This is a genomic window from Micromonospora sp. IBHARD003, from assembly GCF_056106285.1.
The window spans coordinates 6252635-6265083 of sequence record NZ_JBWBBX010000001.1; the positions used below are offsets into that span (position 1 = coordinate 6252635).

Genomic DNA, 12449 nt, shown 5'->3' on the forward strand with positions numbered 1-12449 from the left:
GGCTCGACCACGTACGAAAGCCCCTTGGGAGCCGCGTTGAGCCAGCCTCAGATCCCCGTCGTCGTCCTCGCGGGATTTCTGGGATCCGGCAAGACCACGCTGCTCAACCATCTGCTGAGAGCGAGCGGCGGGACGAGGATCGGCGCGATCGTCAACGACTTCGGGTCGATCGAGATCGATGCCATGACGGTGGCGGGCCAGCTCGGTGACTCCACCGTCTCTCTCGGCAACGGCTGTCTGTGCTGCGCGGTCGACGCGAGCGAGCTCGACGTGTTCCTGGAGAAACTCACCGGACCCGCTGCCCGCATCGATGTGATCGTGATCGAGGCGAGCGGTCTCGCCGAACCGCAGGAACTGGTCCGCATGGTCCTGGCCAGCGAGAACGAGCGGATCGTGTACGGAGGTCTGGTCGAAGTCGTCGACGCGGCCGAGTTCGAGGCGACGCGCGAGAAGCACCCCGAGGTCGAGCGGCATCTGGCCATCGCCGATCTGATCGTGCTCAACAAGGCGGACCGGGTCGGCGACGAGGCGGGGGAGCGGCTGCGGGAGTGGATCACCGGCGTTGCCGAGGGGGCGGCGGTGATCCCCGCGGTCTACGGCCGTATCGATCCCGCACTGCTCTTCGAGTGCCGCCCACGCGGGGAACGCGTGGGGCAGTTGTCGTTCGACGACATGCACGATGACACGTACGGCGACATGCACGACGACGGTTCAGAACACGGCCTTCACGGCCACGACGGCCATCTCCACGCCGCCTACGAGACCGCCTCCTTCACCGCGGCCGAGCCCCTCCACCCCCGCAGGCTGCTGGACTTCCTCGACTCCCGGCCCGATGGGCTCTACCGGATCAAGGGCTTCGTGGACTTCGGCGCCGCCGACCCCGCCAACCGCTACACCGTCCACTCCGTCGGCAGGTTCCTGCGTTTCTACCCGGAGCCCTGGCAGGAAACCGAAACAGCCGAGCGGTGCACCCAGTTGGTTCTCATCGGCTCCGGCATCGACACGGCAGTCCTGCTCGAGGAGCTCGGTGCCGCCCGGGTGGGCGGCCCCCAGGACGCCCCCGAGGAGCACACCATGTGGGGCGTGCTGCGGTATGTGCCCAGGCCCGTGGCCGCGTCCGAGAGCGAACAGGGCGAACCGGACGACTGACGAAGCGCGCCCGCCGTGGGGCGGGCGCGCTTCACCGAGCCAAGCAACCGGGCTGGCCGGGGGCGTCCGGGCGGACCCGGACCGCTCCCGCCGGCCTTCCGCGCCCTCCGGCCTTCCGCGCCCAAGGGCTGTCCCGCAGTACCCGCCAGGCGCGTAGTGCGGGACAGCCCTACGACACGGGACCGGCCAGCGCCGCCACCGGCTTGGTCGGCGGGATTCCCGAACCGTCGCGCCGCGGGTCGGTCTCCGGCAGTTCGGACGGCACTCCGTTCTGCTGCGCCGCACGGGCGGGTGCCGCACCGGCCCAGGCCATCACCAGCACGTCCTCACCCTTGAGGAAGCGCTGGCATCGCACACCGCCGGTCGCACGGCCCTTACGCGGGTACTGGTCGAACGGTGTCAGCTTCACCGTCGTGATCGAGTCGTCCAGCGTGTCCGTGGAGCCCGCCGCCGTGAAGACCATCGCGTCGGCCGCCGGGTCCACCGCGGAGAACGAGAGCACCTCGGCGCCCTCGGCGAGCTTGATGCCCGCCATACCGGCCGCCGGCCGGCCCTGCGGCCTGACCTGTGCCGCCTGGAAGCGCAGCAACTGGGCGTCGGAGGTGATGAAGACCAGGTCCTCATCGCCCGTACGCAGCTCGACGCCGCCGACGATCCGGTCGCCCTCCTTCAGGGAGATGACCTCGAGCTCTTCCTTGTTGGTCGGGTAGTCCGGCACCACGCGCTTGACCACACCCTGGCGTGTGCCGAGCGCCAGGCCGGGTGAGGCCTCGTCGAGGGTGGTCAGACAGATCACCGACTCGTCCGATTCCAGGGACAGGAACTCCGACAGCTGCGCCCCGCCCGACAGATTCGGCGCGGCCGCCGAGTCGGGCAGCTGGGGGAGGTCGATCACCGAGAGCCTCAGCAGCCGCCCGGCCGACGTGACCGCACCCACCTCGCCACGCGCCGTCGCGGAGACCGCGGAGACGATCAGATCGTGCTTGGTGCGCCTGCCGTCGCCCTGTGGCAGCGGCTCGGCGGTGACCGTACGGGCGAGCAGTCCCGTCGACGAGAGCAGCACCCGGCAGGGGTCGTCGGCGACCTGCAGCGAAGCGGGAGCGGTAGCCGGCGCGCCCGCGGACTCCAGCAGCACCGTGCGCCGCTCGGTGCCGAACTTCTTGGCCACCGCCGCCAGTTCCCCGGAGACCAGCTTGCGCAGCTCCGCGTCCGAATCCAGGATCCGGGTCAGCTCCGCGATCTCCGCGGTCAGCCTGTCGCGCTCGCTCTCCAGCTCGATCCGGTCGAACTTGGTCAGACGGCGCAGGGGCGTGTCCAGGATGTACTGCGTCTGGACCTCGCTGAGTGAGAAGTGCGCGATCAGGCGCTCCTTCGCCTGTGCGGAGTTCTCACTGGAGCGGATGAGGCGGATGACCTCGTCGATGTCGAGGAGCGCGACGAGCAGGCCCTCGACGAGGTGCAGCCGGTCGCGCTTCTTGCCGCGGCGGAACTCGCTGCGGCGCCGCACCACGTCGAAGCGGTGGTCGAGGTAGACCTCGAGGAGCTCCTTGAGGCCCAGCGTCAGCGGCTGGCCGTCGACCAGCGCCACGTTGTTGATGCCGAAGGACTCCTCCATCGGGGTCAGCTTGTAGAGCTGCTCCAGGACGGCCTCGGGGATGAAGCCGTTCTTGATCTCGATCACCAGGCGCAGTCCGTGCTCACGGTCGGTGAGGTCCTTCACGTCCGCGATGCCCTGCAGCTTCTTCGCGCCGACCAGGTCCTTGATCTTCGCGATCACCTTCTCCGGGCCCACGGTGAAGGGGAGTTCGGTGACGACGAGGCCCTTGCGCCGTGCCGTGACGTTCTCGACCGCCACCGTGGCACGGATCTTGAAGGTGCCCCGGCCCGTCTCGTAGGCGTCCCTGATCCCGGACAGGCCCACGATCCGGCCACCGGTCGGCAGATCGGGACCCGGGACGTACCGCATCAGGGTCTCGAGGTCGGCGCCGGGGTGCCTGATCAGATGGCGCGCGGCGGAGATCACCTCGACGAGATTGTGCGGCGGCATGTTCGTCGCCATACCGACCGCGATGCCCGAGGCGCCGTTGACCAGCAGGTTCGGGAAGGCGGCCGGGAGCGCCACCGGCTCCCGCTCCTGCCCGTCGTAGTTCGGTGCGAAATCGACCGTGTCCTCGTCGATCGACTCGGTCATCAGGCCGGACGCGTCGGCCATCCGGCATTCCGTGTACCGCATCGCGGCGGGCGGGTCGTCATTGCCGAGCGAGCCGAAGTTCCCGTGGCCGTCGACGAGCGGCAGCCGCATCGAGAAGGGTTGGGCCATCCGCACCAGGGCGTCGTAGATCGACGCGTCACCGTGCGGATGGAGCTTGCCCATGACTTCGCCGACGACCCGGGCGCACTTCACATAGCCCCGGTCGGGACGCAGCCCCATCTCGTTCATCTGGTAGACGATCCGGCGGTGTACGGGCTTCATGCCGTCCCGTGCGTCCGGCAGGGCCCGGGAGTAGATCACCGAGTACGCGTACTCGAGGAAGGAGCCCTGCATTTCGTCGACGACGTCGATATCGAGGATCCTCTCCTCGAAGTCGTCGGGCGGCGGCGTCTTCGTGCTGCGGCGGGCCATCGCTGCTGCGGCTCCTTCACCAACATGAACCATGAACGGGATCTGACGCGGACCATTGTGGACCGTGCCGCCGACAACGCCGACCGCGACCCGGACCCGGACGCCGAACCACGGTCCGCGGCACGTGACGTGACCACGTCCCGTAGCCGCGACGGAACCCGCCGGAACTTCGCCGACTGTCGGCGGCCTTGCATACAGTGGCAGGACACCTGAAACGCGATCGAAGGGACCACATGCCCATGGGTCACACGGCCACAGCGCAGGCCGGCTCCGGCGGCCTCACAGCGACCGAGCACCGCCTGGCCAACGGCCTGCGCGTGGTGCTCTCGGAGGACCACCTGACCCCGGTCGCCGCGGTCTGCCTCTGGTACGACGTCGGCTCGCGCCACGAGGTCAAGGGACGTACCGGCCTGGCTCACCTTTTCGAGCACCTGATGTTCCAGGGATCCGCACAGGTCTCCGGCAACGGGCACTTCGAGCTGGTGCAGGGGGCGGGCGGCTCGCTCAACGGCACCACCAGCTTCGAGCGCACCAACTACTTCGAGACCATGCCCGCCCACCAGCTGGAGCTCGCGCTCTGGCTGGAGGCCGACCGTATGGGCTCGCTGCTCACCGCGCTGGACGACGAGTCCATGGAGAACCAGCGGGACGTCGTCAAGAACGAGCGCCGCCAGCGCTACGACAACGTTCCCTACGGCACCGCCTTCGAGAAGCTGACCGCCCTCGCCTACCCCGAGGGCCACCCCTACCACCACACGCCGATCGGCTCGATGGCCGACCTGGACGCGGCGACGCTCGAGGACGCGCGGAACTTCTTCCGGACGTACTACGCGCCCAACAACGCGGTGCTGTCGGTCGTCGGCGACATCGACCCGCAGCAGACCCTCGCCTGGATCGAGAAGTACTTCGGCTCCATCCCGACCCACGACGGCAAGCAGCCGCCGCGCGACGGCTCGCTGCCCGACACCATCGGCGAGCAGCTGCGCGAGGAGCTCGTCGAGGAGGTCCCCGCACGCGCGCTGATGGCCGCCTACCGGTTGCCACAGGACGGCACACGGGAGTGCGACGCCGTCGACCTGGCGCTCACCGTCCTCGGCGGCGGGGAGTCGTCCCGTCTGCACAACCGTCTGGTGCGCCGCGACCGCACGGCCGTCGCCGCGGGCTTCGGCCTGCTGCGGCTCGCCGGGGCTCCGTCGATGGGCTGGCTGGACGTGAAGACGTCCGGCGGTGTCGAGGTGCCCGCCATCGAGGCCGCCGTCGACGAGGAGCTCGCCCGGTTCGCCGCCGAGGGCCCGACGCCCGAGGAGATGGAGCGCGCCCAGGCCCAGCTGGAGCGCGAGTGGCTGGACCGGCTCGGCACCGTCGCGGGCCGTGCCGACGAACTGTGCCGGTTCGCCGTGCTGTTCGGCGACCCCCAGCTGGCGTTCAGCGCCGTCTCTAGGGTCCTCGACATCACCGCCGAGGAGGTGCAGGACGTCGCGCAGGCCCGGCTGCGCCCGGACAACCGCGCGGTGCTGGTGTACGAGCCCATCGGGGCCGCAGCAGCCTCAGAGGACGCCGACGACAACGACGACGACGCACAGGACGCAGAGGGGGCCGGACAGTGACCGAGGCTGCCGTGACCATGGACTTCCACCCGCAGCCGCAGCCCGGGCAGGCCCGGCCGTGGGCGTTCCCCGCGCCAGGGCGCGGCACGCTCGGCAACGGGCTGACCGTGCTGCGCTGCCACCGGCCCGGTCAGCAGGTCGTGGCCGTCGAGGTGTTCATCGACGCTCCGCTGGAGGCGGAGCCCGAGGACCTCGACGGCGTTGCCACGATCATGGCCCGGGCGTTCTCCGAGGGCACCGACAAGCACACGGCGGAGGAGTTCGCCGCGGAGCTGGAGCGCTGCGGTGCGACGCTCGACTCGCACGCCGACCACCCCGGCGTCCGTGTCTCCCTCGAGGTGCCGGTCTCCCGGCTGCTCAAGGCCCTCGGTCTGCTGGCGGAGGCCCTGCGGGCGCCGCTGTTCGCGGACAGCGAGGTCGAGCGGCTGGTGCGCAACCGCCTGGACGAGATCCCGCACGAGACGGCGAATCCCGCCCGCCGGGCCGCCAAGGAGCTCTCCAGGCAGCTGTTCCCGGCGTCGTCGCGCATGTCGCGGCCCCGTCAGGGCAGCGAGGAGACCGTGGAGCGCATCGATTCCGCGGCCGTCAGGGCCTTCTACGAGGCCCATGTCCGGCCCGCATCGGCCACCGCCGTGATCGTCGGGGATCTCACCGGTGTCGACGTGGACGCCGTGCTGGCCGACACGCTCGGGGCCTGGACCGGCGGCGCGGGCGAGCACCGTCCCATGGCGCCGATCACCGCGGACGACACGGGCCGTGTGGTCATCGTCGACCGTCCCGGTGCGGTCCAGACCCAGCTGCTCATCGGCCGTATCGGTCCGGACCGCCACGACAGCGTCTGGCCGGCCCAGGTCCTCGGCACGTACTGCCTGGGCGGGACGCTCACCTCGCGCCTGGACCGCGTCCTGCGCGAGGAGAAGGGCTACACCTACGGTGTCCGCGCCTTCGCGCAGGTGCTGCGCTCCGCCGCCCCCTCGGCCCCGGGCGGCGCCACGGGCGCGGCGACGCTCGCGATCAGCGGCTCGGTGGACACCCCGCACACCGGCCCCGCCCTCGATGACCTGTTCACCGTGCTGCGCACCCTCGCCGCCGAGGGGCTGACGGACGCGGAGCGGGACGTCGCCGTACAGAACCTGGTCGGTGTGGCCCCGCTGAAGTTCGAGACCGCGGCGTCGGTCGCGGGCACGCTGGCCGACCAGGTCGAGCAGGACCTGCCGGACGACTTCCAGGGGCTGCTGTACGCCCGGCTGGCCGAGACGGGCACCGTCGAGGCGACGGCCGCGGTCGTCAACGCCTTCCCGGTGGACCGGCTTGTCACGGTGCTCGTGGGGGACGCGGCCGAGATCGAAGAGCCGGTCAGGGCCCTCGGGATCGGTGAAGTGACGGTTGTCACAGGCTGATTGACCGCCCGAGCGGTGAGGTGCCCGGGAAGGGCCTCGTTGGCGATGTGTCAACGGGGCCCTTTCGTATGTCCGTTTTGTTGGTGAGGCTACCCGTCTGACCTGTGGCATGCGCGACAAAAACGCGTGTCCGTTTGGTGATTGGAAGAAGATCGGCTTAGCGTCTTCTGCGCTGTCCGTTGGATGCATCTGCCGCACCCGCGGCATCGGACAGTCATCGCCGAGTCCCCGTCGGGCGCGAGCCTGGGGAGCCGGGGACCCATATGTCCCCTGGGGTGAATCGGAACGCCTTCGCGCTCACGCGTGGAGGGGATCCGTAGGAGACCTTCCTGCTCCGAACCCGTCAGCTAACCCGGTAGGCGAGAAGGAAGGAAAGGACAAGCCACTACATGGCGTTCACCCGTGCCACCGGGAAGCATCGTGGTCCGAGCCGGCTGTTGCGCAAGCGTGCGGGTATCGCCGGAGCCGCGGCCATCGCCACCACCGGCGTCGTCGGCGCTCTCGCCTCGCCGGCCCTCGCGGCCGACACGGACAGCGTCTCGGTCGAGGACACCGGTCTCAACCAGGTGATCGTGGCCGATGACACCCTCGCCGAGCAGGTCGGCGCCCAGGCCGACGTCCAGCAGGAAGAGGCCAATCTGGCCGCCGAGCAGGCCAGGGCCGAGGCCGAGGCGAAGCGCAAGGCGGAGATCCGGGTCCAGGCCGCCCGTGACGCCCAGGAGCGCGCCGCCCGTGAGGCCGAGCGCAAGCGCCTGATGACCTACAACCTGCCCGTCGCCGGGTCGTACGTCAGCACCGACTACCACGCGGGCGGTGCCGTCTGGTCCTCCGGCAGCCACACCGGCATCGACTTCCACGCCGCGTCCGGCACTTCGGTCGTCGCGGTCGGCACGGGCACCGTGGTCGAGGCGGGCTGGGGCGGTGCCTACGGCAACAACGTCGTGATCAAGATGCACGACGGCACGTACACCCAGTACGGCCATCTGTCGTCCATCGGCGTCTCCGTCGGTCAGCGCGTCACCCCGGGCCAGCAGATCGGCCTGTCCGGCTCGACCGGCAACACCACGGGCCCCCACCTCCACTTCGAGGCCCGCACGAGCGCCGACTACGGATCGGACATCGACCCGGTCGCGTATCTGCGCGGCCACGGAGTCAAGGTCTGACGCACTCGCACGGCCCGCAGCAATAGCGGTTGAAGGTCCCGCCGGTCATCTTACCGGCGGGGCCTTCGGCATTTTCCGGCCAAAAGATATCCATGAAGTGGTGGAGGCCATCGGAAATTCCGGCCCATTGGAATAGAGTCACCGGACAGACGTCGTCCGATCGGGTTTCGTGCGGATTAAAGCGGAGGTTCGGTATGCGCATTCCTGCGCGTTCGGTGTGCACGGCAATCCGCGACGACATCGTGTCCGGTGTCTTCGAGCGCGGCAGCCGGCTCGCCGAGGAGCAGCTGGCGGGCCGCTACGGCGTCTCACGCGTCCCCGTCCGCGAGGCGCTGCGCACCCTGGAGTCGGAGGGCTTCGTGGTGTCGCGGCGGCATGCCGGCGCGTGTGTCGCCGAGCCCACCGAACAGGAGGCCGCGGATCTCCTGGAAGTCCGCATGATCCTGGAGCCTCTGGGCGCGGCCCGGGCCGCGCAGCGGCGGACGCAGGCCCATCTCAAGGTGCTGCGCGGCCTGGTCAGACTCGGCCAGGAGCGGGCCCGCCGGGGTCAGGGAGAGGATCTGCGGTCGCTGGGCGGCTGGTTCCACGAGACGCTGGTGCAGGCGTCCGACAGCCCCGCCCTCGTCTCGCTGCTCACCCAGCTCCGGCACAAGATCGCCTGGATGTATGTGGTGGAGCAGCCGGCGCAGCCGGTGGAGTGCTGGTCCGAGCACGGCGCGATCGTGGACGCGGTGGCCCGGGGTGACGTGGAGCGGGCGCGTGCGCTGACCGCGCTGCACGCCGAGCGGACGACCGGGGCGCACCGATTGCGTATTCCGCCGCGCAGGGCCGTGAAGGGTTCGCAACAAGCCGTAAACACGGCGAGTGTCCGCTGTTAACAAAGGCGCCGTATACAAAGAAGGCCGCCTGGGTGCGGTGATCCTGACCAACCCTGAAAGTGCCCGCCATGGAAATGCGGCGAGATTGCGCCGTGGAAAATTCAGGTCCATGAGGATCATGAGGGTTATCGCGGTGAATCGCCTGCCATGAATTACGCGGGGCGCCGCCGATTTTTCTGATGTCCCGGTTTCCGGCAGTGCGCCGCGATGCCGGTGCGCGTGGCCGCACCGGCCGCGGCCGGCCGGTCAGACGGTTTCCGGGAGCTCCTCGAGCCCTTCGGCGACCAGCTTCGCCAGCCGGTCCAGCGCCACCTCGGCGCCGTCCGCGTCGGAGGCGATCACGATCTCCTCGCCACCCTCCGCGCCGAGGCCGAGCACCGCCAGCATCGAAGCGGCGTTGACCGGGGTGCCGTCGGCCTTGGCGATGGTCACCGGGATGCCGGAGGCCGTGGCGGCACGGACGAAGATGGAAGCGGGGCGGGCGTGCAGGCCCTCGGCCCAGCCGACGTTGACGCGGCGCTCAGCCATGGTGATGCCCTTCAAGTCCTAGCGGTTGTCTAGACCAGTCTCTCATGATGTGCGGAGTGCCCGGCAGCCGGGCGCCGACCCGATGTCCCTTTCCCGGGCCCGCGGGAGACGCCGGTCCCGGGCGCCCGGGTGACCTCAGCCTGCACCCGCGTTCCGGGCTTCGCGACCGGGGCCCGGCCCGTAGTCTTGGCCCATGCAGACCCCGTCGGATCACGCCTACCCCGACCACTGGGAAGCCGACGTGGTGCTGCGCGACGGTGGCACCGCGCGCATCCGGCCCATCACCACACAGGACGCCGAGCGGCTCGTCAGCTTCTACGAGCAGGTCTCGGACGAGTCCAAGTACTACCGCTTCTTCGCGCCCTACCCCCGGCTGTCCGCGAAGGACGTCCGCCGGTTCACCCACCACGACTACGTGGACCGGGTGGGCCTGGCCGCGACCGTGGGCGGCGAGTTCATCGCGACCGTCCGCTACGACCGCATCGACGCCGCCGGCATGCCGGCGTCCTCACCCGCCGACGAGGCGGAGGTCGCCTTCCTGGTCCAGGACGCCCACCAGGGCCGGGGCGTCGCCTCCGCGCTGCTCGAGCACATCACGGCGGTCGCCCGCGAGCGGGGCATCCGGCGGTTCGCTGCGGAGGTGCTGCCGGCGAACAACAAGATGATCAAGGTGTTCACGGACGCCGGCTACACCCAGAAGCGCAGCTTCGAGGACGGCGCCGTCCGGCTGACGCTGGAGCTGGAGCCGACCGCCCAGTCCCTCGCCGTCCAGCGGGCCCGGGAACAGCGGGCGGAGGCACGGTCCGTGCAGCGCCTGCTCGCGCCCGGGTCGGTGGCGGTCATCGGAGCCGGCCGGTCCCCGGGCGGAGTGGGACGAGCCGCGCTGCGCAATCTCGTGGCCTCGGGTTACACCGGGCGGCTGTACGCGGTGAACCTCGCCCTGGGGCCCGAGGAGCGGGACCTGGACGGCGTGCCCGCCCACCGCTCGGTCGGGGAGATCGGGGAGCCGGTCGACCTGGCGGTCGTGGCGGTACCCGCCGAACGCGTGCCCGACGTGGTCGCGGACTGCGGTGAGCACGGCGTGCAGGGGCTGGTCGTCCTGGCCGCCGGATACGCGGAGAGCGGTGCCCGCGGACGGGAGCGCCAGCGCGAACTCGTGCGGCAGGCGCGCACGTACGGGATGAGGATCATCGGGCCGAACGCCTTCGGCGTCATCAACACCGCGGACCGGGTCCGGCTGAACGCGTCGCTCGCCCCGGAGTCACCGGCCCGCGGCCCGATCGGACTCTTCACCCAGTCCGGTGCCATCGGTATCGCGCTCCTCAGCGGGCTGCACCGACGCGGTGCCGGGCTGTCGTCGTTCATCTCCTCGGGCAACAGGGCGGACGTCTCGGGCAACGACTTCCTCCAGTACTGCTACGAGGACCCCGACACCGACGTGGTCCTGATGTACCTGGAATCCCTCGGCAATCCGCGGAAGTTCACCCGGCTCGCCCGGCGCACGGCGGCGGTCAAGCCCGTGGTGGTCGTGCGCGGCGCACGGCACAGCGGAAGCGCGCCCCCGGGGCACGCGGTGCCGATCACGCGGGTTCCGTACGCCACGGTCTCGGAGCTGCTCGCCCAGGCGGGAGTGATCCGCGTCGGCACCGTCACGGAACTCGTCGACGTGGGGCTGCTGCTCGCCGGGCAGCCCCTGCCCGTGGGGCCCCGGGTGGGAATCCTCGGGAACTCCGAGTCGCTCGGGCTGCTCACCTACGACGCCTGCCTCGCGGAGGGCCTGCGGCCGCTGCCGCCGCGCGACCTGACGACGGCGGCGACACCGCAGGACTTCTGCGACGCCCTGGCCGAGGCGCTGAAGGACGAGGCGTGCGACGCGGTCGTCGTCAACGCCATCCCCTGGGTGGGGGAGGGCGGTGTCACCGAGTCGGGCGACGGCGAGGTGCTCGCGGCGGCGCTGCGCCGGGCGGCGGAATCCGGCCCTGCCAAACCGGTCCTCGTCGTCCATGTGGAACTGGGAGGGCTGGCGGACGCGCTGGCGGCGGCGACGAGTTCGGCCCCGCAAAGGTCCGGGGCAGTCGCCGCGCCCGCGGCCGACGCGGCTCCCGGCGATCGCCCGCCGGTCGGTCCGCCCGCCCCGCCCCGCGGACCGCTGTCCCCGCAGCCACCGGCCGGACGGCCCGAAGACGCCGCCCCGGGCCAGGGCGTCCCACCCGCGCTCCCGGCCGCGCCGCGCATCCCCGCCTACCCGGCCGCGGAGCGCGCCGTACGCGCCCTCGCCGAGGCCGTGCGGTACGCGCAGTGGCGGCGTGATGCCGCCCGCCCCGGCAGGGTGCCGGAGTTCGACGACATCGACGAGGCCGGGGCCGCGGCGTTCGTCGGCCGTGTGATGGAGCAGACCCGCGGCGCACACGGCGTCACTCTCACCGACCACGACACCCGCGCACTGCTCGCGCGCTACGGGATCGACGTACGGGCCACCGTCCCCGCGCCGAGCCCTGACGCCGCCGTCCGCGCCGCTGCACAGCTGGGCTACCCCGTGGCGCTGAAGACCATGGCACCTCACCTGCGGCACTGCGCGGACCTCGGGGGAGTGCGTCTCGACCTCGCCGACGAGCAGCAAGTCCGCCAGGCGTACGCCGAGTTGGCCGAGACGCTCGGCGGGCCCGCCGAGCTGAGGCCGGTCGTGCAGGCCATGGTCCCCCGGGGAGTGGACACCGTCGTACGCGCCACCGTCGATCCCGCCGTGGGCGCCGTGCTGTCGTTCGGGCTCGCGGGACCCGCGACGGATCTGCTCGGCGACACGGGCCACCGCCTGGTCCCGGCCACCGACCGTGACGCCGCGGAACTGATCCGCTCCATCCGGACCGCCCCCATCCTCTTCGGCTGGCGGGGCTCCGCCCCCGTGGACGGCGATGCGCTCGAAGAGCTGCTGCTACGGGTGTCACGACTGGTCGACGACCACCCGGAGGTGGTCGCGATCGGCCTGGAACCGGTCGTCGTCGCCCAGCACGGACTCTCCGTGCTCGGGGCGACCGTCCGGCTCGCCCCGCCGCCGCCCCGCACCGACCTCGGTCCCCGGACGCTCCCCCTTTACTGAGCGC

8 protein-coding genes and 1 riboswitch are annotated in these 12449 nt (G+C 71.0%); of the genes, 6 read left to right on the forward strand and 2 right to left on the reverse strand.

Annotation, left to right across the window (positions count from 1 at the left end; translation table 11 throughout):
- The first annotated feature begins 36 nt into the window (after positions 1-36).
- A complete protein-coding gene (locus ACTWOL_RS27790) occupies positions 37-1149 on the forward strand; it encodes a CobW family GTP-binding protein (RefSeq protein ID WP_474299529.1) in 1113 nt (370 codons plus the stop codon).
- A 169-nt stretch (positions 1150-1318) separates the two neighbouring features.
- Here ACTWOL_RS27790 and ACTWOL_RS27795 read toward each other — a convergent pair whose 3' ends face one another.
- Positions 1319-3772: a DNA gyrase/topoisomerase IV subunit A gene (locus ACTWOL_RS27795; protein WP_474299530.1), complete on the reverse strand. Its 2454-nt coding sequence runs from the start codon at positions 3770-3772 to the stop codon at positions 1319-1321.
- A gap of 239 nt (positions 3773-4011) precedes the next feature.
- On the opposite strand from ACTWOL_RS27795, the gene ACTWOL_RS27800 reads away from it, so the two are divergent.
- The 4 genes from ACTWOL_RS27800 (at position 4012) to ACTWOL_RS27815 (ending at position 8820) form a co-directional block, all read left to right on the forward strand.
- A complete protein-coding gene (locus ACTWOL_RS27800; protein WP_474299531.1) occupies positions 4012-5379 on the forward strand; it encodes a M16 family metallopeptidase in 1368 nt (455 codons plus the stop codon).
- Positions 5376-6779, forward strand: coding sequence for a M16 family metallopeptidase (locus ACTWOL_RS27805; RefSeq protein ID WP_474299532.1), 1404 nt, complete (start codon positions 5376-5378; stop codon positions 6777-6779). The genes ACTWOL_RS27800 and ACTWOL_RS27805 overlap by 4 nt, the downstream gene beginning before the upstream one ends.
- A 208-nt stretch (positions 6780-6987) precedes the next feature.
- Positions 6988-7156, forward strand: a riboswitch (cyclic di-AMP (ydaO/yuaA leader).
- A 12-nt stretch (positions 7157-7168) separates the two neighbouring features.
- Positions 7169-7942: a M23 family metallopeptidase gene (locus ACTWOL_RS27810; RefSeq protein ID WP_474299533.1), complete on the forward strand. Its 774-nt coding sequence runs from the start codon at positions 7169-7171 to the stop codon at positions 7940-7942.
- 194 nt (positions 7943-8136) lie between these two features.
- Positions 8137-8820, forward strand: a complete 684-nt coding sequence (locus ACTWOL_RS27815) for a GntR family transcriptional regulator (protein WP_474299534.1) — start codon at positions 8137-8139, stop codon at positions 8818-8820.
- Positions 8821-9066: 246 nt separating this feature from the next.
- Here the strand turns inward: ACTWOL_RS27815 and ACTWOL_RS27820 are convergent, their stop codons facing one another.
- Complete coding sequence (locus tag ACTWOL_RS27820) at positions 9067-9348, reverse strand: HPr family phosphocarrier protein (RefSeq protein WP_474299535.1); 282 nt, start codon at positions 9346-9348, stop codon at positions 9067-9069.
- A 193-nt stretch (positions 9349-9541) separates the two neighbouring features.
- Here ACTWOL_RS27820 and ACTWOL_RS27825 point away from each other — a divergent pair, with 193 nt between their 5' ends.
- A complete protein-coding gene (locus ACTWOL_RS27825; protein WP_474299536.1) occupies positions 9542-12445 on the forward strand; it encodes a bifunctional acetate--CoA ligase family protein/GNAT family N-acetyltransferase in 2904 nt (967 codons plus the stop codon).
- Positions 12446-12449: the final 4 nt, after the last annotated feature.